At 40.2% G+C, this 26,172-nt stretch carries 21 protein-coding genes and 1 riboswitch; of the genes, 13 read left to right on the forward strand and 8 right to left on the reverse strand.

From position 1 onward, the window contains the following. The first annotated feature begins 425 nt into the window (after positions 1-425). From G1O98_RS12100 to G1O98_RS12120, 5 genes are all read left to right on the forward strand, one after another. Entirely contained in the window at positions 426-1,841 is a 1,416-nt protein-coding gene (locus G1O98_RS12100) for a hypothetical protein (RefSeq protein WP_163929042.1), read from the forward strand. A 261-nt stretch (positions 1,842-2,102) separates the two neighbouring features. Further along, entirely contained in the window at positions 2,103-2,885 is a 783-nt protein-coding gene (locus tag G1O98_RS12105) for a nucleoside phosphorylase (protein WP_163929043.1), read from the forward strand. Between the two features lie 268 nt (positions 2,886-3,153). Then, positions 3,154-3,702 (forward strand): retropepsin-like aspartic protease, encoded by a 549-nt coding sequence (locus G1O98_RS12110; protein ID WP_243458417.1) that lies wholly within the window; start codon positions 3,154-3,156, stop codon positions 3,700-3,702. Between the two features lie 25 nt (positions 3,703-3,727). Next, positions 3,728-4,120: a carboxymuconolactone decarboxylase family protein gene (locus tag G1O98_RS12115; protein WP_012412753.1), complete on the forward strand. Its 393-nt coding sequence runs from the start codon at positions 3,728-3,730 to the stop codon at positions 4,118-4,120. 54 nt (positions 4,121-4,174) lie between these two features. Next, entirely contained in the window at positions 4,175-4,987 is an 813-nt protein-coding gene (locus tag G1O98_RS12120; RefSeq protein ID WP_163929045.1) for an alpha/beta hydrolase, read from the forward strand. Positions 4,988-5,391: 404 nt separating this feature from the next. Here G1O98_RS12120 and G1O98_RS12125 read toward each other — a convergent pair whose 3' ends face one another. Continuing rightward, positions 5,392-7,833, reverse strand: a complete 2,442-nt coding sequence (locus tag G1O98_RS12125) for a dynamin-like GTPase family protein (protein ID WP_163929046.1) — start codon at positions 7,831-7,833, stop codon at positions 5,392-5,394. Positions 7,834-8,386: 553 nt separating this feature from the next. Here G1O98_RS12125 and G1O98_RS12130 point away from each other — a divergent pair. Then, positions 8,387-8,944 carry an HPP family protein gene (locus G1O98_RS12130; RefSeq protein ID WP_163929047.1) on the forward strand — a complete coding sequence of 186 codons (558 nt, stop codon included), beginning with the start codon at positions 8,387-8,389 and terminating at the stop codon, positions 8,942-8,944. An 81-nt stretch (positions 8,945-9,025) separates the two neighbouring features. Here the strand turns inward: G1O98_RS12130 and G1O98_RS12135 are convergent, their stop codons facing one another. Then, the gene (locus tag G1O98_RS12135) at positions 9,026-11,248 is read right to left on the reverse strand and encodes an ATP-binding protein (RefSeq protein WP_163929048.1); all 2,223 of its coding nucleotides are present in this window, start codon (positions 11,246-11,248) and stop codon (positions 9,026-9,028) included. A gap of 460 nt (positions 11,249-11,708) precedes the next feature. Between G1O98_RS12135 and G1O98_RS12140 the strand changes: the two genes are divergently transcribed. Both G1O98_RS12140 and G1O98_RS12145 read left to right on the forward strand, forming a co-directional pair. Further along, the gene (locus G1O98_RS12140; protein WP_163929049.1) at positions 11,709-12,440 is read left to right on the forward strand and encodes a DUF3865 domain-containing protein; all 732 of its coding nucleotides are present in this window, start codon (positions 11,709-11,711) and stop codon (positions 12,438-12,440) included. A gap of 19 nt (positions 12,441-12,459) precedes the next feature. Further along, positions 12,460-13,563 carry an aromatic ring-hydroxylating dioxygenase subunit alpha gene (locus G1O98_RS12145; protein ID WP_163929050.1) on the forward strand — a complete coding sequence of 368 codons (1,104 nt, stop codon included), beginning with the start codon at positions 12,460-12,462 and terminating at the stop codon, positions 13,561-13,563. Positions 13,564-13,646: 83 nt separating this feature from the next. Here G1O98_RS12145 and sppA read toward each other — a convergent pair whose 3' ends face one another. Next, positions 13,647-15,482, reverse strand: coding sequence for a signal peptide peptidase SppA (sppA, locus tag G1O98_RS12150; protein ID WP_163929051.1), 1,836 nt, complete (start codon positions 15,480-15,482; stop codon positions 13,647-13,649). 55 nt (positions 15,483-15,537) lie between these two features. After that, on the reverse strand, positions 15,538-16,587 hold the full coding sequence (fni, locus tag G1O98_RS12155) for a type 2 isopentenyl-diphosphate Delta-isomerase (protein ID WP_163929052.1): 1,050 nt from the start codon (positions 16,585-16,587) through the stop codon (positions 15,538-15,540). A 153-nt stretch (positions 16,588-16,740) separates the two neighbouring features. On the opposite strand from fni, the gene G1O98_RS12160 reads away from it, so the two are divergent. Next, positions 16,741-17,328 carry a Uma2 family endonuclease gene (locus tag G1O98_RS12160; RefSeq protein WP_163929053.1) on the forward strand — a complete coding sequence of 196 codons (588 nt, stop codon included), beginning with the start codon at positions 16,741-16,743 and terminating at the stop codon, positions 17,326-17,328. A 54-nt stretch (positions 17,329-17,382) separates the two neighbouring features. On the opposite strand, the gene G1O98_RS12165 is transcribed toward G1O98_RS12160, so the two are convergent. The 3 genes from G1O98_RS12165 to G1O98_RS12175 form a co-directional block, all read right to left on the reverse strand. After that, positions 17,383-17,763, reverse strand: coding sequence for a DUF6632 domain-containing protein (locus G1O98_RS12165; protein ID WP_163929054.1), 381 nt, complete (start codon positions 17,761-17,763; stop codon positions 17,383-17,385). Positions 17,764-17,985: 222 nt separating this feature from the next. Further along, positions 17,986-18,360 (reverse strand): group 1 truncated hemoglobin, encoded by a 375-nt coding sequence (locus tag G1O98_RS12170; RefSeq protein ID WP_163929055.1) that lies wholly within the window; start codon positions 18,358-18,360, stop codon positions 17,986-17,988. Between the two features lie 367 nt (positions 18,361-18,727). After that, entirely contained in the window at positions 18,728-18,958 is a 231-nt protein-coding gene (locus tag G1O98_RS12175; RefSeq protein WP_163929026.1) for a hypothetical protein, read from the reverse strand. A gap of 209 nt (positions 18,959-19,167) precedes the next feature. Then, positions 19,168-19,243, forward strand: a riboswitch (Fluoride riboswitch). Positions 19,244-19,314: 71 nt separating this feature from the next. On the opposite strand from G1O98_RS12175, the gene G1O98_RS12180 reads away from it, so the two are divergent. Continuing rightward, on the forward strand, positions 19,315-19,854 hold the full coding sequence (locus G1O98_RS12180; RefSeq protein ID WP_163929056.1) for a hypothetical protein: 540 nt from the start codon (positions 19,315-19,317) through the stop codon (positions 19,852-19,854). 69 nt (positions 19,855-19,923) lie between these two features. After that, positions 19,924-21,648 (forward strand): voltage-gated chloride channel family protein, encoded by a 1,725-nt coding sequence (locus G1O98_RS12185; RefSeq protein ID WP_163929057.1) that lies wholly within the window; start codon positions 19,924-19,926, stop codon positions 21,646-21,648. Positions 21,649-21,716: 68 nt separating this feature from the next. On the opposite strand, the gene G1O98_RS12190 is transcribed toward G1O98_RS12185, so the two are convergent. Further along, positions 21,717-23,231 carry a phenylacetate--CoA ligase family protein gene (locus G1O98_RS12190; RefSeq protein ID WP_163929058.1) on the reverse strand — a complete coding sequence of 505 codons (1,515 nt, stop codon included), beginning with the start codon at positions 23,229-23,231 and terminating at the stop codon, positions 21,717-21,719. Positions 23,232-23,441: 210 nt separating this feature from the next. Between G1O98_RS12190 and G1O98_RS12195 the strand changes: the two genes are divergently transcribed. Beyond that, positions 23,442-25,136 (forward strand): serine/threonine-protein kinase, encoded by a 1,695-nt coding sequence (locus G1O98_RS12195; RefSeq protein WP_163929059.1) that lies wholly within the window; start codon positions 23,442-23,444, stop codon positions 25,134-25,136. Positions 25,137-25,193: 57 nt separating this feature from the next. Further along, positions 25,194-26,172, forward strand: a 979-nt coding sequence (locus tag G1O98_RS12200) for a serine/threonine-protein kinase (protein WP_163929060.1), incomplete at its 3' end; no start/stop codon positions are given.

Consider the following 26,172-nt stretch of genomic DNA (forward strand, 5'->3'; position numbering starts at 1 on the left):
ATCCCCCAACCCCCTTAAAAAGGGGGCAAAAAACTCTAGTTCCCACCTTTTTAAGGGGGGTTAGGGGGGATCAAAAATCTAGGTGGTACATCGAAAATTTTTGAAATGCTTATCAGACTCGGCTTTCACGTTAAGTTGACACCAATGTTCATGAATTGCCCCTACCCATGTACTTCATTTACCTGAAATACGTTGTATATAGTACGCAGAAAAGATCCCCCTAAGTTCTAACCGCAGCGATATCTGATGACAAAAAGTACTATTGAGTGTACTATTTGCTGCACAATCGTATATTCCATGCTAAAAAGTGAATGATAAATACAGGTACGAGGTTGAGTATCTTGGCAAATTTCCTCAAAGCAATTCATAGATATTCACTACTCCTATTCAACAGCTATAAACATTAGAAAAAAATTGGAGATAAAATGGTTTTTAATCAAAAAACAACTGATAACGATTGGAATTTCGATGAGAGTAGGACACTGATACAGGCACTTATAAAAGATTTTTATAAAAATAATTTAAATAATTTTGCAGATCCAACTAAACAAGAAGAATTAGTTTCAGCAGGTAAAGAAATATCCCAAATAATTATCTTGTTTAATAGACTTCAAAAACTCATTAATAGAAACGCACCACAAAAAATTTGGTGGGACGAAATACCGAGAATATTGATACCTGATAATAGGAATACAATTCAAAGAGAACTGACTGAACTCTCGAAAGCTTTAATATTTGCCATAGAAGCTTTACGTGAATCTTCATCGAATATAAATATTGCCCAGGCAATTAGATTTGATGTTGAACAAATTGTTTGCAAATATGAACATCCTATAACAGGATTTATCATCAATCCATTTCTATCAGTTCATCGTTCACCATCAACGACGACTAAAGTAATTTTTGGACTTATAAGTGCTGTGTTTATATATGGAGGAATTACTTCTTCTTCTATCGCAGGACTTTGGATGTTTTCAGAAATGATTAATTATTATAATAACAATAATTATAATATCAACAAGAATTCTTTACAAAGCGAAATCAAAGAAATTCAAAAATATACAGATAACCGAGTAGAAGAAATTCAAAATCAAGCTGAAACGAAAAATAAATCTGACAACACAAATTCTGCATCGGCAGATGATGTTAGTAAATTAAAAACAACCAAAGAAGAAATTAAAGAGTTAAATACAATATCACAAAAAAATGCAGAGTTCAAGAGTACAGAATTGACAATTCTAAATAGTAACCTTGCCGAATTAAATGCACAATATAGCAAAAGGCAATCTGTAAATCAGAAGTATAATGAATTTCTTCTCCAACTCAGTTTAGCCATTTCGGCAGGAACATTAGGTAGTATTATCAGTATTTTAATTAGAATTGAAGAATTTCAAAAAAAGAAATATTCCGAGCCACTAACTCCATTTCTTGTTGGTGCTTTTAAACCAATGATTGGAGGAGCTTTTGCTGTTTTATTTTTAGCCTTAATTAACTCTGGGCTAATATCAATGTTTATTAATCCCAGCATCTTCAAGCTAAATCCAACTACGAATCAAGAATCATCTCAAGACCAACAAAGGTCTTTGATTTTTGTAATAGCATTTGTTGTTGGTTTTAGTGAACGACTTGCAAAAGATTTTATCGGTAAAGCAGAAGAAATAGCAAGTGGAAACCGAGAAAATCCTGAATATAAACCAGTTACTAATGAATTATCAATTGATGTAGATAGTTTAAATATGCCAGAAAAGAAATCAGCTATAAATACACTACCGCAGCAAGTAGATAGTAGTGATTCGCTAAATGGTGCAGATGATTTAGACCTTAGCAAAGGCGATCGCTAATCTCAACAAAATCAAGGATTCTTGGTGTTGGGTTTCGTTCCTCAATCCAATCTATGCTTATAAGTATGAGGAAGTTCATGAACTTATCTTTGAGAGTGGTTATTTGATGCAAAGTATTAATCGCTTCGAAGAAATGGCAGAAATTCGCCAAAAAATTATTCTACCGTTTAATTTATATGACCAATGGCATCTTACATGGAGAGGTAAAGACGGTTCGTAAGTAAGATAATCCCAAATCTAAAATTTAAAATCCAAAATTGAATGGCAAATAAACGCTTCTATCACATTGGCTTTGGACAAGATGATTTAGGTTCATCACCTCCCAGCATTGCTCTATTATCTGGCGATCCAGAGCGAGCGCATCTAATTGCCCAAACTTATTTCCAAAACGTCCGCTTATTATCAGAAAATCGCGGTCTAAATAGCTACGTAGGATACTTAGCAAATGGCCGCAGCATCTTATCAGCTACTAGTGGTATGGGTGCGCCTTCATTAAGTATTGTGGTGAATGAATTAATACAAGTAGGAATTCGGCAAATTATTCGCATTGGAACTTGTGGAGCAATTCAACCTTATATACCAGTCGGTAGCGTTGTTATTAGTAGTGCAGCATTATGTCGTCAGGGTGCAGCAAATGACATTGCACCTGTGGAGTATCCAGCCGCAGCCGATCCTTTTTTGACAGTAGCTTTGGTTAAAGCTGCGCGAGAGTTAAAGGTTGAACATTACATAGGAATCACGGCATCAGTTGATACTTTTTACGAAGGACAAGAACGCACTGATTCAGCAAATCCAAATTTAATGCGATCGCTGCATGGCATCACAGAAGAATATCAGCGCTTGAATATCTTGAATTATGAGATGGAATCCGGCACACTATTCAAAATGGCAGGTGTGTATAATTTTGCTGCTGCTGCTGTTTGCGGTGTAGTTGCTGGGCGTACTGTGAGTGAAAATATCATCTTAGAACAAAGTGATATTGCTGTGAGAAATGCGATCGCAATTGCTGTAAATGCAGCAGCAACCTTTGAGTCAGACAATTAATATTTACTTGATAAGTTAACTCTCAGTAGTTTCATCATGTCTTCACCCAATCTTTAATTTTTCACTCAGTAATTATAGCTAATATAGCTTACATAACAGTAATCTCATATTCTAAAAAAAGATAAAAAATCACCAAAACTATCCTAAAAATAAACACTTATTTAAGCTATTAAAAGTAAATATTGTAAGTAATTTAGATTTTAATAAATATTGAAAAAATGGAGTGAAAGCTAATATGAATAATATTTTTAGGTATGGGATTAAAACCATGACTTCAACTGTGATGTCTACGACGAGCTACGCCTACGTACTAATCCCAACGCTGATATTTTTAGCATTCTCTCATCGAGCAACAGCAGACGATCCAGGAGCATGTTACATGGTAACGTCCTCTGGTAAAACCGTTGGATTAGAAAGGCTTTGTGGCAATATAGCCGCACCTTCAGACGACAAAGTTTTTCGAGTTTCAATTAAACGCCGCTTTGGTAGAACTCCTGTGATTGACGTTACCTTCAATGACAAAAAAACCTTTGAAATGATTGTAGATACTGGTGCTAGCGGGACTATTATTACTCAAAGTATGGCGAATACACTTAAACTCCAGACTACAGGTACAATGCAAGCCCAAATTGCCGATGGTAGCGAAGTAGAATTTCCAACCAGTAAGGTAAAATCTATTGCAGCAGGTGGAGTTACAGCCAATAATCTTCAGGTAGCGATCGCACCCAAAGCCAGCATCGGCTTACTGGGCCACGATTTCTTCGGCAACTATGATATTAAGATTCTGGAGAGAGAGGTCGAATTTCATCACCGCTAATGGTTGGAAGTAAAAACATAGAAACATGACTAAGCTGATTGAATACGAAGAAGCCAGCGATGAAATCCGGGCAGTATATGACGACATCCGCGTCACCCGCCAGAATGACTATATCAATAACTTTTGGAAAGCCATAGCTAATCATCCCCCTACCTTGCAACGAACTTGGCAAGCGGTGAAAGAAGTGATGACTAGCCCTGGTGAAATTGATCCACTGATGCGAGAACTAATTTATATCGCCGTGAGTGCGACAAATGGCTGTGAGTATTGTATTGCCTCGCACACAGCAGGAGCGCGGGCCAAGGGAATGAATGATACCATGTTCGGGGAACTCATGGCGATCGCAGCTACTGCCAACATGACCAATCGCCTCGCTAACGGCTATCAAATTCCGGTGGACGAGAGATTTAAGACGTAGGAATGTAGCGTTGTCGATTCCTGCTTCAGATCGGGTTTAGCAGAATTATTGACTATGCCAAAGCTTCAGGTTAACGGGATTGATTTGTTCTACGACATTAAGGGAACGGGTGAGCCTTTGCTATTAATAGCTGGCTTCCTTTGCGATCATGCCTATTGGTCGTTGATTATGCCATCGCTGATTTCGCAGTATCAAGTTATTCGCTTAGATAACCGAGGTATGGGGCGAAGTTCCGCTCCCGAAACCCCCTATAGTCTGAAGCAGATGGCTAATGATGTAGCAGCATTGCTCAATCATCTTGCGATCGATAAGGTGCATCTAGTTGGTCATTCAATGGGTGGTCAGATAGCTCAAGAATTAGTGTTAGCACATCCTGAAAAAGTGCAAAGTCTAATGCTGCTTTCGTCACTGGCAAAGGGTGATGAATTATTCAACAGCATCATTGAGACTTGGGGCGAACTCTGCGCTAATGTAGACCTGAAACTTTATGAAAAAGTCGTATTACCCTGGATATTTACAGATACCTTCTACTCGATTCCTGGTATGATCGAAAGTCTGATCGAATTTGCAATCAGATATCCTTTCCCGCCAGCGACTCATTCACTCCATCATCACAGCCAAGCCATGCTTGACTTTGACACAATAGATCGACTTCAAAAAATTCATTGTCCTACCCTAGTTCTAGTTGGCAAACAAGACATTCTCACCCCCCTCAAGTTTTCCCAGCAACTTGCTCAAGGCATTCCCGACGCTGAACTTGTAGTTCTCGAAGGTGGTGGTCATGGCTTCTTAATTGAGTCGCCGGATACTGTGATTTCAGCTATGCTTAACTTCCTGCGGAAATTGAAGCCAGCCTACACTATTTAACACTCCCGAAAAATTGTCACGACAACAAAAAATTTAAGGGTAGGGAATCGCGATCGCTTTTTTAGTTAATTCCTCAACATCACCATCTTTACACTCTATTATCTTGAATCCATCTTCCATATCAGTCAATACAGTTCAGTTAAGCATTTCTTCCTTCTGTTTTTTCTCTTCCTTCGTGTCCTTCTCTACGAGACGCTACGCGAACGTGTCCTTCTCTAACGAAACGCTGCACGAACGCGGTTCGTTAAAAAATAACTTTGACAAAAGGTTTTAGCATTAACTGAACCGTATTGCCATATCAGTCTCACTTCTTTAAATATTTCTACTTTACAAAAAAAAGCTGTAGATTAGTGAGTTATTTAGCACTCCCTAAGCTACAGTTATCTCAATATTTGGGATTAAAATTAAACCTCTCGTACCGCGTCTGAAACCACAAATCCATTATTAGCGAACTTATCATCAGTATCAAAATACTCACCAATTACAGGCAAGAAGTGATCATATAGTTTCATTGACTGTAAACAACTATTGATACTAGAAGCTGCTAAATTGTATACTGCAATATTTTCTTCAACAACACTCAATAATCGGCGATTATTAGCGATTTTCTCTTCAGCTTCTTGTTGCAGTGTTTTCTCTAAATAAGCACGCGCCTGTGGATATTGCTGCAAAATTTCATCTGCTTGCTGATCTGCCATTGGTAACAACTGAGTTTTGAGCGTTTGGTTAATAGTTTGACGGAAAGATTTACGAATAGTTTGCGAAACTTTTGGCTCAAAATCTAACTTCAATAATTGCCTAATTGCTGGTTCTGCTTCTACGATACTTTCAGCATCGTAGCTTTGAGAAGTTTGTAATAAAGTTTGGCGAAATTGATATATAGAAAAAGTGCCTTCATCATAAAATCTCGGACTTTCTCGCACGAAGCGATCGCACTCTACACTAGCTGCACTCACTAATGCTTGAGTAACCTGCTTTTCTATAGTTCTGATCTCTTGTTCAATGCCGCCATCATTATCTAATAAACGATACAACTGGCGATAATATTCTGACTTGCGAATTTTTTCAATTAATCGCTGAAAATAATTCGCAACAACTTGCTGAGATGACTCAATCAAAATATCTTCTAACTGATTTGCTAAGTAATAAAATGCCTCTACTAAAATAGCAATTAAAGGTGCGGTAGCATTTCGAGGATGGCTAATTGTTGCACGTTGATAAGCAGAAGCTACAGAAAAAGTATCTAGCAATTCATCTAAACGGCGAATCATTCGTGATTGCAATTGTCTAAAATCTGCTTCAAAAGCATCACAAGAATTATTAATTATTTGGTTAACTTCTTTTGTGATATGCTCACTAAATTCTCTGCCGATTTGCTGGAGTTGCTGATTTAGGCGTTGCAACTCTTGCTGCTTCATACTCTCAATTTCTTGGGGTTGACTATCTAAATTACGTTGTACACTCTGATAATGTTTTGTCAGTTTAATACAAATATATTCCAAATCATCAGCAAGATTCTTAAATAGTTGGGGACGCTTCTCTTCTGTAAGATAGCGAGTAATAGCTGTACGAAATTCTTCAGTACCACTATCTTGAATTAGCTTTTCTATCAGTTCATTTCCCCAATCTCCCAAAATCCGCACATAATTTTGATTTGGAGTTTCATAGCCGTTAACAGAGACACGGAATTTAGTGGTAGATAACTTTCCTGAATTTACGCAGTAGTTGTTAAACGCATAGACAAATTGTGGTGTTTCTTCTTGACCATCTAAACCTTTAATGCTTTCTGCAAAAACAGAATCTAAACCAAATCTATCTAGTTGATTTGTCTGTTTAATCTGACTACCGTAAAATCCTAATAATCCACTGGTTTTATAGACCTTGTTTGAATTACCAAATTGCCCGCTAATTAAATCGTCTAATCGTAGTCGTAGTTGGGTATTGTACCAAGTCTCATCGATGCGGTTGAAGACATAAAAAACGCGATCGCGTACTCCCCCATTTTGCCGCATTAATTCCAAAAGTTCTGTTTCTTCTTTTGTCATGTCACCCGCCGAAGCAGGTTTTAGCACACACACTACCGCCGAAGTATCAGGATGTTGAATTTTGGCATAAGTTAGTTGTGCATCTTTCTCTACTGGTGCATCTATACCAGGTGTGTCAATAATTACGTTGCCGTCTTGTAGCAGAGGATGATTACAGTAATATTCTATTCGCTTCAATACTGCACTATTGCTACCACGACGGGCATATCCAGCCGCTTCCTTGAGATTAGAAAAGTTAAATTGCTCCATTGAGTATGTAGCATTATTAACCGTGTTGATGCGATCGCGGTTTGCCATATATCCCTCTAGCAACAATATTAACGCCTTCGCCTGTTTTGCACGTTCTGATTTACTCTCGCCACCCTCCTGCTGAATAATTGCTTCAGAACCTTGACGTAGCAAAGTAATTACATCAGCTTGGTTAATATTAGTTACTGTTGTAAATCCTAGCTGCTGACACAAGTAAACGGCTTGTTCTCGAATTTCTACTTCACTTAAAAACGTCAAAACAACACGTTCTTTATCTAATTCTGCATACTCAATTTTGCATTCTGTACCTGTAGCGTGTCCTTCTGCACTGTAAAGTAGTTCTCTCTCCAATAGGGCATTGATTAGCATTGATTTACCAGCACTAAATGCACCTGCAAACACAATCTCAAACTTGGGAGAAATCGCTTTAGTTAAGGAAGTTTGTACAGGTGTAATATCTTGAGAATGTAGCGTTGATTCTTGCTGTAAAAGTTGTAATATCGACTCAACTTGCTCTTTCAAATTTTTGCACTGAAGTGGTAAATCTGACATATTCAGCATCCTGACAATATTTATGTATATGTTAGTTACATTTGTTGTCTTGATGGTTCAGTAGTATTTCTGAGATATTTGATGCGATTTAGTGACTGGGTATCACCTAACGCACAAAGATTGTGTCTGGTTAAAAACTTATTAGGCTGACGTGAAGAGAATTGTGATTACGACGTTGGCGAGGCTAACTCATCCGCCTCGCTGTAGTCAATTTTAACTAAGCTAATCGTCAAGCATTTTTCCCGAATGATTAGCTTGTAGTAAAGGCTACTTTATGGTGATGCTTCGCGCCCTACTGTTATGGCAATACGGTTCATAAGGGCTACTGGCAAAAATTTTGGGTTTTTGAGACGCGATAAATCGCCGTTTCTACAAGTGTATTGACTTTTATGCAACTTAAATTGAGCTGTTTAGCCTGAATTTCAATAAAATCAAAAAAATCTGTATATTTGAATACTTTTTAGGAATTTTTTGGCAAATGTCATGTTATTGTAACTTTAGCAAAGCCTTGCTCAGTCAATTCAGGGAGTCATGATTATCGAGTGGTTCATTCATGATCGATGGTAAAAAAGTTCGGTTGAGATTACAAAATTATTGGTTTAAAACCTTTGGTAGATGGCGCTCTTGTCCGCTAACCTGTCCAATAGACAGACCTCATCATCGGCATGTTTTTTGGAGTTGGATCGGTAGTTTTTTAGCCATCACAGCAACATCTTACCTTGCTGTTAAAACTAATTCTCCTTTACTGATGGCTCCTTTTGGTGCTACAAGTGTCTTGATATTTGGTGTCCCTGACAGTCCTTTAGCTCAACCCCGCAATGTTGTTGGGGGTAATCTTTTAGCTGCTATGGTGAGTCTGATAATTCTGCATTTTCTCGGTGCTTCTCCCTTGGCAATGGGAATGGCTGTTTCTAGTGCGATCGCAATTATGCAGTTTACCGGAACTGTACATCCACCTTCAGGTGCTGTTGCATTAGTTGTCATGATGACAAAACCGGACTGGCAATTTCTGCTAACACCTGCCTTTGAGGGATCGATGATTCTAGTGCTATGCGCTGTGATCTTCAATAATTTAGCGGAGGAAAGGACGTATCCGAAACACTGGTTATAGCATTGTCTCGGGAGCATCTCACTTTTATTGAATATCACTCCAGTCGTTGGTTTAACAATTCGAATAAATGATGCGATCGCTCTATACTTTGAGGACGGGTTCAGGAGCTTTTTGGCGGATAGGCACTTGAATTATGAAATTAGTGCCTTGCCCAAGGCTAGAAAAACATAGCAATTTCCCACCATGTTTTTCCGTAATGATTTGGTAGCTGATTGCCATACCCATACCTGTTCCTTTGCCTACAGGTTTGGTAGTGAAAAATGGATCGAAGATCCGATTTTGAACCGATTCTGGCATTCCTTGTGCGTTATCAGCGATCGCAATTTCTATTGATTGTGAATCAACTACTGAAGTGCGAATAGTAATTTGACTGGGATTTTCCTTTATTTGTTGAGAGGTACGCTTGATATCCAACTCATCAAGGGCATCCATTGCATTTACCAGAACATTCATTAATACTTGGTTGAGTTGACCAGGATAGCATTCCACTTGCGGCAAGTTGCCATAATTTTTAACAACTTCAATTGCTGGACAATCTGGTTTATCTTTGAGGCGATGTTGCAGAATTAAAAGCGTACTTTCGATGCCTTCATGAATATCAACTGCCTTAAATTCTGCTTCATCCATACGCGAAAAATTCCGCAGCGATCGCACAATATTACGAATCCTCTCTGTTCCCATTTTCATTGAAGGCAGTATCTTTTGTAAATCTTCAATGAGAAATTCTAGATCGATTTCCTCTGCTAATGCTTGAATTTCTGGGTCATGATTAGAATAGCGTTCTTGGTAGAGATAAATCATCTGTAACAAGTTTTGAGTATATTCATCCAAGTGAGTAATATTGCCGTGAATAAAGTTGACTGGGTTATTGATTTCATGGGCAATACCTGCTACTAGTTGACCCAGACTAGACATTTTTTCACTTTGAACTACTTGTGCTTGGGTACGCTGCAATTCACCCATCGCTGTTTTAAGTTCAACAGTCCGTTGTTCGACTCGCGCTTCTAGTTCGGCATTACTATTTTCTAAAGCAATAAAGGATTCCCGCAATTGCCCTGCCATGTGATTAAAAGAGTGAGCAAGAGTGTTGAGTTCATGGATATTCCCCTCTGGGAGTGTCTGTTCTAAATCACCAAATGCTATTGCTTTGGTGGTCTGATTTAAACGCAAGATAGGATCTGCAATCCGACGCGAGGTAAATATGCCAATCGTCGTTGCTACTATCAGTGCCCCAAAACACAGCAGGATGCTAATTTGGGTATTGGTATGGATTTGCGACATGTAAGTTTTTTCCGGAGTACCAACTACCACTAACCAGTCCAAACCATGTTGGTCACGCCAAGGTACAACATGCACGTAGAAATTTTCTCCTTGAACATTAACTTTCAGTTTTTGGGTATTGGTAATGGACTGGAAATCTGGAATGCGCTGCTGAAGCTGCTTGGCAATGCTTTGTAGCACCGGATTGGGGCTGTCGATCGCTTTAAGACGTTTAATTTCGTTATTGACTACGGTAAAAGGCTTTTCTTGAGCAGAATTGGCAACCAACATACCATCACGCTCCATAATAAAAACTTGTCCGAAGCTGCTGACATTTAATTTTTGTAAAAATTCACTGAGTTTCAACAGGTGAATTTCAGCCCCCACAACACCAATCAGTTTTTTGCTGGCATCATAAATCGGACGACCTGCCGATGCCACAATATAAGGGGGATAAGCAGGATCGTAGTAAGTATAAATGCGAACCCAGACAGGTTTCCCCGCTTTCACAGGTTCAGTGTAGGCAAGTTCATTGACGGTATCCCAAGTACTGGTCGTCATCACTTGGGTCGGGTTGCCATCATTATCTGTTAAGTAAGTTTTCGTATTTTTCGGCAGGCTTGGCGTTTTGATCGCATTATCATCGATTGTCACCGTTTTGCCATCGTAACGGCCGGCTCCAGTTCCTTCTCCAGTTGCTAGGTTCAAGCTGATAAAGGTTAGGTCATAGGCTTGCATTTGGTGCCAGAAGTACTTGCCAACCTTGAGGCGATCGCGCACATTCAGCAATCCCATGCGAATTGCATCCGCATTTAACTGGATAACTTTATGAGGAATCGACAGGTAAGCATCTAAATGTTGATTTACCTCACCACTGGTTCGTTCCATCAACTGATCCGCTAGATCGTTCACTGCTTTCTCGCCATTTTTAAACGACAGATACCCGACCAGCCCCACGATGCTAAAAAGTTGCAATACGAAAGGAAGGATCAGAACAAGCTGTAATGAAAATGCACGGACTTTGCCAGATGGATGTATCTTCATGAGTGGTAAATCTTGGTTCGCGCAGGTCTTTGCTTAACCTAGATTACCCATGAGCAACTTCGGACTATCAAAATAATGTTGTGTTTAATTAAGAAACGAGTAAATAATAGGCAATATCTCTATTTACAACTCGTCAAATGATTACTATTGGGCTTAATCTCACAACATAGTATTTTTACAACAATTTCATTATTCAAATATTTTTAATAAATTTAATTCTGTAATATAGTATATTTCCAATATTCCAGTTTTTAAATAGTTCTGATTTAACATATTTTCGGGTAAAAATACTAATTTTAATCAACTTAATTATTTAGTTATTTCCAGTGCCCTTACTCAAGATTTATCAATTTAAGGAAGCTATTCTGTCCATATAAGATGTCAATTGCATGTTAATTGCTGGCAACTTTTAAAGCTAGATTGGCATTCAGAAAATCTATAACAGAGGACTAAAATTTTAATGGAATTTAATCACTTAACAAAGCAGCTTAATCAACTGCTCGCTCAGGATTATGTGGCATTTAGCATTACAGAAAATCCTGTTGTACAAATGCTGAGTCAAGCAAGCCTTGCTCAGATTGCTTATGTCATGCAGCAATATTCGATTTTTCCAAAGGAGTTGGTGGGTTTCACAGAGTTAGCAAGACGGAAAGCCCTAGATGCAGGATGGAGCGGTGTAGCTCAAGAACTCCAAGAAAACATAGATGAAGAAATGGGTAACACAACTCAAGGCATCTCTCATTACACGCTTTTAGCTGACGGGCTGGAAGAAGGGCTGGGTGTTGCTGTGAAGAATACAATGCCGTCGGTTGCTACATCCAAACTGCTAAGAACTGTGTTATCGCTATTCGACCGCCAAGTAGACTATGTGCTTGGGGCAACCTATGCGATCGAGGCAACCTCAATTCCTGAGTTGACTTTGATTGTGAAACTTGTAAACTGGCTGCACGAAGGAGCAATGCCCAAAGATTTGCAATATTTCTTTAGCAAACATTTAGATGAGTGGGAAATTGAGCATGAAGCGGGCTTAAGAACATCTGTGGCAGCCTACATACAACCCGAAGAATTTGGAGAGTTTGCAGCAGGGTTCCGAGCAATGATCGATGCAATGCAGGTCTGGTGGCAGGAATTAGCGCAAGAGGCAATCTCATCTGAGATTGTTCTGAGTACAGCGATCGCTCAACACCATTGATTAAATAGAACTTAATACTATGAATATCTTCACCCATCCATCATTTGTGGATGAAACTCCTAATACTAATAAACCAAAATTTGGACTACCTGGTGATTACTACTTTAGCGAGCAAATTTTTGCTTATGAGCAGCAAACTATCTGGCGTAACACCTGGCAATTTGTAGGGCGTGAATCCGATCTACCTAATACTGGGGATTATTTAACTTGCCAAGTTGGCGATCAACCCATGTTCGTCATTCGAGATCATAATGGCATATTGCGAGGGATGCACAATGTTTGTCCGCATCGCGGAGCGCAGATGTTGCAAGGGCAGGGTCATTGTCAACGGGTGCGTTGTCCATATCATGGTTGGAACTTCAATTATGAAGGCAATCTTAAAGGTTTACCTCGCGCTGAGTGTTTTCCCAATTTAGATAAGTCGGCTGTCTATCTAGCTAAAGGACGAGTGGAGGCATGGGGCGGCTTTATCTTTGTTCATTCAGAAGCAGAAGGGGAATCTCTAGTAAGTTATTTGGCTGGATTTTCAGCTTACTTAGAGCAGTATCAGCACCGTTGGCAGGAACTTCAGCAGGTTGACCACTGGTTTTATGAAGAGCCAGCCAATTGGAAATTTCCCATTGAGAATTATCTAGAGTGTTATCACTTGTCAGTTGTTCATACCCAAAGTTTAAAGTGTTTCGATCCGAAGAATATTATTTACACTCCAACTGGGCGACACTATCAGATATTTGTTCCTTTTACAGATGATGAATTCGTGAAAGATCACCCGGCTTTTTCAGGAGAACCAAGGGGACAATCTTACCAGGGCTTCATCTTTCCCAATATGATGATTAATACTGCAAGAGACAAAGTTTCAGTTTTTCGGCTGACTCCTTTATCTCCCACAAGAACTAAGTTTGAGGTTTTTATTTATCAAACAAAAGCACAGATTGAAGCATTTCCTTATAAGCAGGATGAATTTCGACCTGAATTTGAGCGGGTGTTAAATGAAGACTTTGGGGTAGTGCGATCGCTACAAGCAAGTGTTCGTTCCAAAGCTTATGGTGTACTTCAGCTTGCAGACATTGAATATGGAATTTCTCACTTCCATCAAGTTTTGTTGAAGTACTACCAACCCTAATACACAGAAAGAGCGTCAAAAGAAGCAGGGGAGCAGGGATTTCGCGCCCCGCTCCCTGCCCCTCTGCGTCTTCAGTGGAGATGTCAATCAATCTTCAAGTTGAAAGGCAAACGGGCATAAACCCCCTGTGGATCGTTCATTTTTTGTAGAATCTCTACTTCCTGTTGCAGTTTCTGAAATTCAGTAGTCAAGGGATTGGATGGTTTGAGTTGTGCCGCCTCAATTCCTAAAGCAGTCCGCGCCTCTTCAGTTGCACGTCCAAAAAAGCGTTCTCCGAAACTGCTAGTGCGAGGATATTCTTGCACTTCCCAGTCTTCTCCTAGTTTCGCCTCTTTGACAGCGTAAGCGATCGCACTATTCAAACCACCAATTTCATCCACTAAACCAATTTCCTTCGCCGCCACACCAGACCAAACCCTTCCTTGGGCAATTTCTGCAACTTTTTGTTCCGGGAGTTTCCGACCTTGAGAAACTTTATTCAGAAACATATTATAAATGCGGTTAACACTACGTTGATAAAGTGCCAACTCTTGAGGCGATTTCGGACGCGAAACTGTTTGACTATCAGCATAAGTTCCAGTTTTCACCGAATCCCAGGTGATGCCGTTATCATTGGCCAGCTTTTCACCATTAAATAGCAACCCAAATACACCTATGGAACCTGTAATGGTATTTGGTTCAGCGAAAATGCGATTAGAGTCGCTAGCAATCCAATAACCCCCAGAGGCGGCTACATCACCCATTGACACTACAACCGGTTTGGCTTCACGGGTTAATTTCACTTCTCGCTGCATAACTTCGGCTGCGGTAGCACTACCACCAGGACTATTAATCCGCAATACAACAGCCTTCACATCCTTATCTTGTCGGAGTTTGCTGAAGATTTTGGCAAAGCGATCGCCTCCTACTTGTCCACCATCACCTTTACCATCGACAATTTCACCCTCAGCATAAACAACGGCAATTTGATTTTTTGAGCTACGTTCTACACCCAAAGATTTGCCAGAAACTTCTGCGTAGCTATTCAGGTTAATTTGTCGGAATGTTTTGTCGTCTTTATCGCTATTTGTCAACTTTTTGAGGTCACTCACCACTTCATCAGGGTATGCTACTCGATCGACTAAACCGTTAGTTTTAGCTTGTGTGGCTTCCAGTACTGCCTGACTATCTGCGATCGCTTGCAACTGGTTAGGTTCAATTTTCCGACTTGCACCTACAGCAGTGCGCCATTCTCCCCAAACATCATCTAACAATTTCTGAGTTTGTTCGCGGTTTTCTGGACTCAATTTTGTGAGGATAAACGGTTCTACAGCACCTTTGAATTTACCCACCCGCACGACTTGCACACCAATACCGTACTTCTGTAATGCACCCGCTAAGAACATCGGTTGTGAACTCAAACCGTTGACTTCCATCATTCCCAAAGGATTAAGCACAATGGAATCTGCCACTGAACTCAGGTAATATTCTTTTTCACTCCAATCACTGCCATAAGCCACAATCTTTTTCCCAGAAGCGCGAAACTCCTCCAGCGCTTTTCGAATTTCTTTAAGGGAGGCATAGCCGACGTTACCAGCTTGGCTAGCGCTAGTTGAATCGAGGTAGATCCCAACAATTCGCGGATCGCGTCGTGCTTTTTCCAAAGTTTCTACAACTTTGCGGAGTGCCATCCTTTCATCATCCACACCTGATATTGTGTTTTGAAACAGTTCGTCAGAACTAGGTTCGCTATCAGTAATTTTCATTGACAAGTCAAAAACCAACACTGACTTATTTTTTACATTTGGCCCTGTATCTTTAGACGAGCTAGCAGCGAATATTAGCAACAATAGTCCAGTGGTTCCTAGACCACCAAAAATAATTAGTCCTAATAATGTGCCAACTAAACTAGCAAAAGTTTGTTTGATAAAATTACGCATTAGTTATTAGTTATTGGGAATTGGGCATTGACAAAGGACAAATGACCTACTTAATTTATTCTATGCGCTGTAAACTGCCAGAGTGCTTTAAGTTATACAAGGTGGTGTTGCCAGTGCAGAATAAGGCTGTGGTGATTTCAGCGATTAATACTTCAGCAAGTTCCGCAACTGCTGTCTCTGATATTGCAGCTGCTTGCAAAAAAGGCATTGCTAAACCAGCTATATCTGCTCCCAAGGCGATCGCAGCTGCAACATCCAATCCATGACGCAAACCACCTGAAGCAATTAGGGGTACATTTGGAGCGATCGCTCTAATAGTTGTAATGCACTCTGCCGTCGGTAAACCCCAATCGGCAAAAGTCTTCCCTAAGCGACGTTGTAAGGGATTTTCTGCCCGTTCACTTTCTACCTTTGCCCAAGAAGTACCCCCTGCACCAGCGACATCAATTGCTGCTACTCCGGCGGCAATGAGTTTGTTAGCGATCGCTGCTGAAATGCCGTTACCAACTTCCTTTGCAATTACTGGCACTGGCAATTTAGAACATAATGTAGAAATCTTGTCAAGCAAACCCCGGAAATTAGTATCACCTTTGGGTTGAATACACTCTTGTAGAGGGTTAATGTGTAAAATTAGGGCATCAGCCTCTAGGATATCAACTACCCGCAGACATTCATCTAAGCCGTACTTATAGTTAAGTTGCACAGCCCCCAGATTCGCAAATAGCAGAACATCAGGCGCATACTTGCGGACAGCAAAAGTATCAGCCACCTGGGGTTTTTCCACCGCTACTCGCTGGGAACCAACACCCATTGCAATTTTGTAATGCTGCGCGACTTGGGCCAAACGTTGGTTAATCATTGCGGCTTGTTCTGTTCCACCAGTCATGGAAGAAATTAACAAAGGTGCGCCAAGGTGTTTCCCCAAGAAAGCTGTACTGATATCAATATCGTCATGGTTCAGTTCGGGTAAGCAAGAATGGGTGAAACGATAACGTTCCAGTCCATTGGTGATTTGATGAGACTGAACATCTTCCTCTAAACAGATCCGAATGTGATCGGCTTTGCGATTCTGAGTTTGTGCAGAGATGTTGGTAGGGGCGTTCACTGGTGGATATGGCTAAAAGTATTTGCTTGCGATCGCTATTGTTACATTGTCTGCAACCGTATTTTTATAACAAAAATATTTATTTTCCCTATCTTTAGGGTACGTTACGCTATTGATAACATATCCATTCCCTCATTTTATGAGTTAATTAATATGGTTTTACAAACAGAAAAGCACTACTACACCCCAGAAGAATATTTGGAATTGGAAGAAAAGGCTGAATATAAAAATGAATACAGAGACGGAGAAATTATACAGATGACAGGGGGAACAATTAACCACAACAAAATTGCACTTAATTTTTGTCGCAAGTTTCCCCTGACTGTGCAAGGACAAGATTATGAAATTTACATAGGCGATGTGAAATTATCAATACCTCGTCATCGCATTTATACTTATCCTGATATTATAGTCATCAAAGGTAAGCCTATTTATGAGGGAACAGGTACAACAATTATTACGAATCCCTTATTAATTGTTGAAGTCTTATCAAATTCAACTAAAAATTATGACAAAACAGATAAGTTTAAATATTATCGTTCAATTCCTGGTTTTCAGGAATATATTATGATTGACCAGTATAGTTTTGCTGTGGAACAATTTGCAAAGCAAGCAGAAGGGCAATGGATTTTTAAAGAGTATGAAGGTGAAGATGCAGTTTTAGTATTAGATTCTATCGAATTTCAAATTACCTTGCGTGATATTTACGAGCGAGTTAATTTTGAGTTGATTGAGGAATAAAGCCCCTTCTCGCATTGGAAAGGGGGAAAATTCAAATGATTTGTTATACCGCGCTCATTCATGCACTGACACTACTTCGCGTGACGCTAGGAAACCAAGGACAATTGCCACCAAGATCAATGCTGGAATGTCGCCAACAAGGTGTCCATGTTCCGCAGGGTCAATCACTGCCTGTACAGCCATGATCAATGCGTGAACAAAACTCGACCAGACGGTGAACCAGATTAAACTGAGATGCGCTTCTGGTTTTCGAGAAGCCCGTAGTAAAAATACACCGAGCGTCCCATAAATGCCGACGATCATCTGTTCGTATTCGTGTTGACCTGGTTGCCATGACCAGCCCGATGGCCAGATATTCATCAACGGATAGATCAGGAGAAAAGCAATTCCAACAACAACAAGGGCGATTTGCAAATACCGATGCTGCTCATCCATTACTTCAACCTCACACTATTTTTCCAGGATAGTTTCTACTAATGGAATACCTACTTTTAATAGTATTCTCACTAGTGACACTTCAACTTAGGAGTGTTATGAATCTTGATGTTTTTTGTGGTTTAAAGCTGATTCAACACTGAATCGTCTGCAAAGCAATGGGCATCATTCACCGTGAATAATGCCTATTTGTTGCTCATTACAGTCTCAGTTCTGACAAGCTTACCGATTTAAGACGTCATTCCGATGAGCAGTAGAGCCTACAATTTGCACTACCTCGTCAATTAAGGTTTGGGGAACTTCCATCTCAACCAGTGTCGCAACTAAATCTTCTGCGATCGCATTAAAATGGCTATCGGTTAAGCCCATCTCAGCCACTAATTCTTTATGCGCTTCTCTCATAGTACGACCATTCCAGTGCTGGGCACCACCAAAAGCATAGATCATAAAGTCTTTTTGATGCTGCTTCTGTTGCTGCATATTTGTATGAGCAAAAAAGTTTTGAACCCGCTTATCCGCTAAAACCTTTTCATAAAACTTTTCTACAGCTATATCAACTGCTGCTGCGCCACCAAGCTTGTCATACAGTGTACTCATTGAAAATTAATTACTCCACAATTGCATTGACTTCAAATTTGATATGAGGCAGATGGGAGAATCTGAAATTTCAAATTATTTAAAAGATTGGAGCATAAACAAATCAGCAATTTATCTGCTTTGATAGCTCACTTCATTAGAACGAGGGCGATGCCTAACTATTAATTATACGGAAAGGTTCCATATAATCTTTTTCTTAATGACGACAAATAGAGGATTACAGCCCCTTTCTGTCATATATATATACATAAAGTTTTAGCATAACACCCTATGCAACAGTGTCCAAAAAAGCTGCTCAAACAAGTACAAGATGTTACCCGTCTTAACCACCATTCTTAGAAAACAGAAAAAACTTATATTTACTGGATTAGACGCTATATTCTTTTTTATGATAATCACCATCTTCAAGGATGCAATGCCTGCGGCAGGCTACGCCCACGCAGGCATCGCTCTTGCGTACTCTACCAGTCATTTCGTATTCCCGGCTGTCTTTGCCATACTTCAACACTACACCACTGACTAAGCGCTCTGAGGTTTCCCGAATGGTCTTATCGCTGCATCTATGCGAAATTTGGTGTACAGGGCTGAAACTTATCATTACCAAACGTATTGTCAATGCTCATGGTGAAGAATTATCCATTGAATCTGACACCGTGATAGGTACTAAAGTGAGTGTTCAATTACCTCTGGTTGTTCTTGGGAGCCTGTAAATGGATGGTATTTTTGACGGCTGGAGCAAATGAAGACAGAAGTTAAAGAGTTGACTGCTCTAATTCCTTGACAAATTAGTGAAGACTTTGGTATTACAAAGAAAGTGGTGATGAAACTCGCCTTCTGGAAAAACCAGAGAACCGCCCTCACGGCTGATAGTTTCTAGTTCAACGCTACATTAACCTTCTGTCAAAAGATAGGTAATTAGAGCTAAGAATTATCAGCCAAGATGAGGTAAGTAAGGTGGGTAAAATTTTTTTTAGAGTTATCAAAATAAGGCTAGAAACTCTCAAGAGTCTATTTTTAGAAAGACCCAGAGCAGCTTTAAATCAGGCTGATGGAGTATCTCTAATAATTAAGGTAATCAAGGATTGCTGCTTTAACAATAAAATTTTACTGAGTTACTTTCAAGCGAATATCAAAAAACACTTCAATATTGTCACATTCAAACTAGCAGAATTACTAGAGAACTCTCTTGCACAGAAATCGTTGCTTAAAAGCTCAGAGAGTCAGTTAGTATTGAATCTTGTAAATCAGAAATACATATTTGTAATACCAATTCTCTATAATCTCGCAACAGATCAACCTCCGCGTCTGCGTGTAAGAGCGTCATTATCCGTAGCCATCTTTTGGAGAATTGGTATAACCAGCATAAAACCAGCAAATAATTTATCTGTTTTTAACGTTATTAGGAAGATTTATTTAGTTTTAAAAAATCGTCAATTGATTGATAAAATTTTAGCTCGTTCTAGACTATATCAATCAGCCAATTTTATTAGCTGATTTTTGGGATATCTACTTCGGCTCATAAAGAGATAAAGCTAAACTTACAAAAATTAAGGTAATTTAAATATGAATAAATTACGCCAGTTAGAGCAGTTAATTGCCTTACCTCAACTCAGTAAATGGTTAATCATCTCCTTTGTAGTTGGTATTCTTTCCGGAATAGGTTCTGCTGCGCTTTTGGCATCATTGGAATGGTCAACAAATTGGCGAGAATCTCATCTTTGGATAATTGCATTATTACCACTGGGTGGCTTCTTAAGCGGTTGGATTTATCATCGGTTTGGCAAACGAGTAGAGGCAGGAAATAATCTTTTACTTGAAGAAATTCATAACCCCAAAGATATTATTCCCTTGCGGATGGCTCCTTTAGTTTTGCTAGGTACAGACCTAACTCATTTATTTGGGGGTTCAGCTGGTCGTGAAGGTACAGCTTTACAAATAGCAGCTTCACTCGCAGATCGGTTGACAAAGATATTCCACTTCAAACACGCAGATCGGCGAATTTTATTAATGGCTGGTTTAAGTGGAGGATTTGCTTCAGTTTTCGGGACTCCCTTAGCTGGAACCATCTTTGGTTTAGAAGTTTTAGCTATTGGCAAAATCCAACACGATGCACTTTTTCCCTGTTTAATTGCAGCAGTCGTAGGCGATCGCGTTACCTTAATGTTGGGTTTGCACCATACAGCATATCGTCACGCCCCCGTTGTCCCCACAGTCACAGTTATGGGGCTGATTTCAGCAATTATCGCTGGCGCAATCTTTGGAATTGTCGCGATGATTTTTGCCAAGCTGACTCACCGAATCAACCACATTTTTAAAGAAAAAATCTCCTACCCTCCTTTACGCCCTGCCATCGGCGGCTTAATTGTGGCATTGGCTGTTTGGGCAGTCGGAACTACAAAATACATTGGACTGGGTATTCCTACGATTGTTGATGCTTTTAACACCCAATTACCACCGTGGGATTTTGCTGAGAAAATAGCTTTCACCGCTCTAACTTTGGGAGCAGGTTTTAAAGGAGGGGAAGTAACCCCTCTATTTTATATTGGTGCAACATTAGGCAATGCTTTGTCCTTAATATTGGCGCTACCTGCACCTTTACTTGCAGGCATGGGATTTGTAGCTGTCTTTGGTGGAGCAGCAAATACACCAATAGCCTCAACTTTCATGGGAATTGAACTCTTTGGTTTAGAGTCGGGAGTCTTTATTGGTATCGCTTGTGTGGCGAGCTATATTTTTTCTGGTCATGCTGGTATTTATAATGCACAGCGCCTTGGCTCAGGCAAGTACCATTTTATGCCTGTGCAAGAAGGACTGAGTTTGGCTACTCAATCCCTAGAACCTGCTCGGACTTTGGAAAAAAAGATTGGAAAACAAATTCATTTATTCAATGATCTGCATTTTTGGGGATTTGTACACCAAGGAGAAGAAATTGAAATGCACAATTTGACAGTTTTGCGTTTGTATTTTCACTCTGGAGTTCGCGTACCCCAAAAAACATTTTGGCAAAAATTAATAGCACCCACTCTCACTTATTATTTAGCCTCCCGTGCCAAAGCTTTTGGCATTGAGCAAGTTGTAGTACACCCAGTTTCGGTGGGATTTTTAAAAGGAGATCATTTGCACAATGAGCATCATGAATTTCCTCATCATAAACTCCCCCAATGCCTGGAATTAGTTGATCAAGAGGATAAGCTGCGGCGTTTTCTAGATGAACATATCGATGAACTCAAAGAAGTAAGAGTTGTTTTATTACGATGTGAGGAATTACAGCGCTTCCTCCTGTTATGAGGTACAGTTAGTAAGAATAAAAATCTTATTTTTTTGTCAACTATTTTTACTGGACTGCCTCTCTAGTACTATTGACGCGTATAACGATGTTTCACCCCAATAGGGAAATATTCCGCATCCCCCATTGGCGCTAATGTAACCTGTGGTGTTTGATATTCTGCGGGAACATAATTAGCAAACTCGCTATTGAGGCGGAGCAGTTGTGAAAGAATAGAAGATGCGATCGCAAGTCTTCGCTCTTCACTACCCTCTACCCCTGGTGCTAACTCCACAACCACAGATAAAAATCGATTTTTATCTGCATCTTCCTTCACCTGCAAAACAAATTTACCAGTCACCCATTCTTGAATTCCTGGTTGCTCTAATCCCACCGTCACATTTTCAGGATAGATATTTGCACCAAAGTAAGAAACTGTAAAGTTAGAACGACCGAAAACATAAACGAAAGGTAGCTGATGAATACCTCTAGGTAATTCTTGAGTGTCAGAACGCAGATTTTCAAGCGGGTTAAATCCCCATTCTGCTAAAAATTGCAGCATGGCATCATAACTAATTATTCCGCCAGTATCTAAAATGTCATAACGCACTAAGGGAATACCGTTATCTCCCGAAAATAACAATCCGCCATCGTGAACTTCAAAAAAGCGAGTGAAAGGATCGTATTGTACTAGTGTGGGTAAACGCGATTCGCCAAATAAAGCTCTAGCTGCATCGGGATTTATTGCTAAAAAACGGCGAATGCAGATACTTAACGGTGTTTCATTACCCAAAACTCCTGCATCCGCAGTGCCGTAAAGTGATGCAAAATCATAGCAAGGATTTTGTGAACCAACTCGTTCCCCAACTAAACTCCGCCATTCTTCACTAAATACTTCTCCCGCCATGACTAATTTAATCTGATATTGCTGCCACTCCACACCACGATCGATACCAGTATCAATCACATCTTTCAAAAATGGCGGGTATCCCAACAGCACCACTTGTTCAAATGCTAAACCTAGTTCTTGGACAACTCGCAAGATTTCATCTTTGTTGTTACCAGGAGTAATTACGGTGATGAGATAACCTTTGCTAGCAAGATAACGACAGCAATTAGTGGTAAACATCCCACCTACCCAAGTGCCTAAAGTGAAACAAATCACTGCTAGGGTACGTCTAGTGTCTGAATGAAAACTATCGTGAAAAATTTGTTCAAAACGTGTGGCGATTTGGAGTTCATCTGTGAAAAAACGAGGCCAAAATGTCGGTTTACCACTAGAACCCGATGAAGCGGCGATCATATCGCACCCTTCTAGTTGTCCGTTGCGGCACAAGTCAGCTAAGGGATAACTCAGTATATAATTTTGTTTAGCGATCGCTGGGAGTTTTTGAAACTCCTCCAAGGTTTGAATAGTCGCGGGATTAATTTCCCTTTCTGCTAAAAAAGCTTTGTAGGCAGGTACATTAGCCGCCACATCATGAAATAAAGTTAAAGCTGTCGAAGTTTGAGTGGTGAGATGCCGTTGCAGTATCGTTTCTAGGGGAGTAGACAAAAAATCTTCAAATGCTTTAATTACTCGCTGCTGTCGTGGTTTGCAGTTCATAACGCTTGTTGTTTATCCTGAAAATAGAACCAACACTATTATTTGCTGTGAGTATTCTAGCCGTTATCTGATACCGCAAAACTCCAGTGATTCTCACCAACATAGATTTACTATAGGAACACCCATCTCCTAATGTTTGGTAGGATATCCGAAAATGAGGGTATGCCCGTTGTAGTCATCCAATAAAACATTAATTTATCCTTCAGCACCATGCAACTCTATTGCAGTAGACAACACACAAATAATGGTAGTAACCGCTTTTGTACCCATTGTGGTGAACCATTACCTCTTGCTGTGGGACAGGTTGTGGATAATCGCTATCAAATTATCCGTCATTTAGGGCAGGGCGGCTTTGGACGCACCTATTTGGCCGAGGATATAAGTCAATCCCATCGAACCTGTGTGCTGAAGGAATTTGCACCCCAAGTACAAGAACATCAAGATTTACAAAAAGCTAAAGAGTTATTTGAGCGAGAAGCCAATGTTCTGAAAAAACTCCAGCATCCACAGATTCCGCGTTTTCACGCCTCGCTACAAGTGAAAATAGGCACTAAAGATTTTTTCTTTCTAGTACAAGATTATGTAGATGGTGACAATTACTACCAATTATTAGAACAACGCGAGAGCCAAGGAAAGACTTTCAGTGAAGAGGAAGTAATCACCCTACTGCAACAGATTTTACCTGTATTAGCCTACATCCACTCACAAGATGTTGTTCACCGTGATATTTCTCCTGATAATTTAATTTGGCGGCGTTCTGATAATCTACCCGTGCTGATTGATTTTGGTGGTGTCAAGCAATTGCCTGCTTCTCAAGGTTTTTGGCAGACTAAGTTGGTTGGGAATAATACTTTGCTGGGTAAAAAAGGCTACGCTCCAGAAGAGCAGCTACGGCAAGGCAAAGCATTTTTTAGTAGTGATTTATACTCTTTGGCGGTTACGTCACTGGTGTTGCTTACAGGGCAAGAACCGCAAAAATTATACGACAGCTACCAGGGAATTTGGGGTTGGGGAAAACAAATCCGAGTTAGTCCCAAACTAGAAGCGGTGTTAAAAAAGATGGTAGCTTATAAACCTAGCGATCGCTATCAACGAGCCGAGCAAATCCTCAAAGATTTACCATCGTCAAGTGCGATTAAATCAACTGGTAATTCGATTACCACCAAGATTAAAACGATGGTAGTTGCTCCAGGAAGACAACGCGCCAGCGCTATTGTGAGTAGATTCCAGAACAGAACGCAAGCAATCGCTAAACCGATATCTTTCCCTCTTTGGATTCGTCCTTTTATGATGAGTTTAGGGGGAACAGCTTTAGTTGTCTTAACCGGCGCAGGTGCTTGGGGAGTAGTAAATGCAGTCATTCGCAGCGTATCTTCAATCACTATCCCATCAATTTCGTTACCGCAAATTCCTCACTTCCCAAGCGGTAAACCAGGTAGTGACAAAGGAAAAAACCCTAATCTCCAAGAAATTATCAGTCGTCGCCAACAGCTAGAAATTACTGAAGGATTTTTTATTCCCTTCGTAGATGATTTATTTTATACAAAAAAACCAGAATTAAAAGGACGTAGCCTAACATCTAAACCTGAAGACGCGGGTTTACGAGATGAATGGTCTGGTATCGCTGACAATTTATTGAATAAAATAGAACAGGCAAAGCTCAGTACAGAAGCTCGTCAAAAATTAGGTAAATATAGTCAAAAAGATTACGATACATGGAGACGACAAGTGCGATCCGGCCAATTGGGGAACTATACACTTGAGCAACTGAACAAAGACACAAATGAAAAATTTGATCGGTTGTTTCCTGGTCAGGAGCGTGGGAAACTGAATCAAAAGACCTTCGGTCAAATTTGGTATGCGATCGCTGCCGATCAAGTCAGTAAAGTACAATCTGGCAAGTAAGGAGACTGGCGACTAGGGAAGAATAACAAATGACCAATGACAAATGACCAATGACAAATGACCAAAATATATTGTTATAAAGGACATGAAAATTCCCCAGGTAGTCGCTTTTGTCTCCAGTGTGGTGAAAAATTGTCGGGTGCGCCCATGAGTTATAGTATCCAACCGGGACTAACTTTAGGCGATCGCTATGTAATTGTGCGTCAAATTGGCCAAGGTGGCTTTGGACGGACTTATTTAGCCGAAGATGTCAACCGTTTCCGCGAACTTTGTGTTTTAAAAGAATTTTCCCCCCAAGTTCAAACCGCTTACGTTGTTCAAAAAGCAGAAGAACTGTTTGAGAGAGAAGCGAGTGTTCTCTATAAACTGCAACATCCGCAAATTCCCCGCTTCCGGGAACTGCTGCGGCTAAACTTAGGGGGCAAAGAATATCTGTTTTTGGTACAAGATTATGTAGAAGGGGAAACTTACAATTCTTTGTTAAATGCGCGGTTACAGCAGGGTTTGCGCTTTACAGAGGCAGAAGTACGCCAATTGTTGCAGCAAATTTTGCCAGTGTTGGAATACATCCACTCACTGGGAGTAATTCATCGAGATATTTCTCCAGATAACTTAATGCTTCGTACTGTTGACAAACTGCCAGTTTTAATTGATTTTGGCGGTGTCAAACAAGTAGTAGCAACCGTAGCTTCCGAATATTACCAACCCGGTATGGTTGCATCTTCCCCATCACCAACCCTATTAGGTAAGGTTGGATTTGCACCCCCAGAACAGATGCAAACTGGGTTAGTATCTCCCCACAGCGACTTATATGCTTTGGCTGCAACAATGTTGGTTTTACTGACAGGGAAACAGCCACAAGAATTAATTGATACCTACAATCTTACCTGGCAGTGGCGACGCGAAGTAAACGTGAGTCCGATTTTGGCACAGGTATTAGATAAAATGCTATCTGCCAGACCAAGCGATCGCTATCAATCAGTTCGTCAAGTAATCGAAGCCCTCAACCCGCCCCCTGCAAACTATCCCCCAACTC

Origin of the sequence: Nostoc sp. UIC 10630, from assembly GCF_010747425.1 — a bacterium.
In the GTDB taxonomy this organism is placed as follows: Bacteria; Cyanobacteriota; Cyanobacteriia; order Cyanobacteriales; family Nostocaceae; genus Nostoc.

Coding starts and splice junctions, on each gene's coding strand:
- G1O98_RS12100 (WP_163929042.1), top strand. CDS start 426: ATGGTTTTTAATCAAAAAACAACTGATAACGATTGGAATTTCGATGAG.
- G1O98_RS12105 (WP_163929043.1), top strand. CDS start 2,103: ATGGCAAATAAACGCTTCTATCACATTGGCTTTGGACAAGATGATTTA.
- G1O98_RS12110 (WP_243458417.1), top strand. CDS start 3,154: ATGACTTCAACTGTGATGTCTACGACGAGCTACGCCTACGTACTAATC.
- G1O98_RS12115 (WP_012412753.1), top strand. CDS start 3,728: ATGACTAAGCTGATTGAATACGAAGAAGCCAGCGATGAAATCCGGGCA.
- G1O98_RS12120 (WP_163929045.1), top strand. CDS start 4,175: ATGCCAAAGCTTCAGGTTAACGGGATTGATTTGTTCTACGACATTAAG.
- G1O98_RS12125 (WP_163929046.1), bottom strand. CDS start 7,833: ATGTCAGATTTACCACTTCAGTGCAAAAATTTGAAAGAGCAAGTTGAG.
- G1O98_RS12130 (WP_163929047.1), top strand. CDS start 8,387: ATGATCGATGGTAAAAAAGTTCGGTTGAGATTACAAAATTATTGGTTT.
- G1O98_RS12135 (WP_163929048.1), bottom strand. CDS start 11,248: ATGAAGATACATCCATCTGGCAAAGTCCGTGCATTTTCATTACAGCTT.
- G1O98_RS12140 (WP_163929049.1), top strand. CDS start 11,709: ATGGAATTTAATCACTTAACAAAGCAGCTTAATCAACTGCTCGCTCAG.
- G1O98_RS12145 (WP_163929050.1), top strand. CDS start 12,460: ATGAATATCTTCACCCATCCATCATTTGTGGATGAAACTCCTAATACT.
- sppA (WP_163929051.1), bottom strand. CDS start 15,482: ATGCGTAATTTTATCAAACAAACTTTTGCTAGTTTAGTTGGCACATTA.
- G1O98_RS12160 (WP_163929053.1), top strand. CDS start 16,741: ATGGTTTTACAAACAGAAAAGCACTACTACACCCCAGAAGAATATTTG.
- G1O98_RS12165 (WP_163929054.1), bottom strand. CDS start 17,763: ATGGATGAGCAGCATCGGTATTTGCAAATCGCCCTTGTTGTTGTTGGA.
- G1O98_RS12170 (WP_163929055.1), bottom strand. CDS start 18,360: ATGAGTACACTGTATGACAAGCTTGGTGGCGCAGCAGCAGTTGATATA.
- G1O98_RS12175 (WP_163929026.1), bottom strand. CDS start 18,958: ATGATAAGTTTCAGCCCTGTACACCAAATTTCGCATAGATGCAGCGAT.
- G1O98_RS12185 (WP_163929057.1), top strand. CDS start 19,924: ATGAATAAATTACGCCAGTTAGAGCAGTTAATTGCCTTACCTCAACTC.
- G1O98_RS12190 (WP_163929058.1), bottom strand. CDS start 23,231: ATGAACTGCAAACCACGACAGCAGCGAGTAATTAAAGCATTTGAAGAT.
- G1O98_RS12195 (WP_163929059.1), top strand. CDS start 23,442: ATGCAACTCTATTGCAGTAGACAACACACAAATAATGGTAGTAACCGC.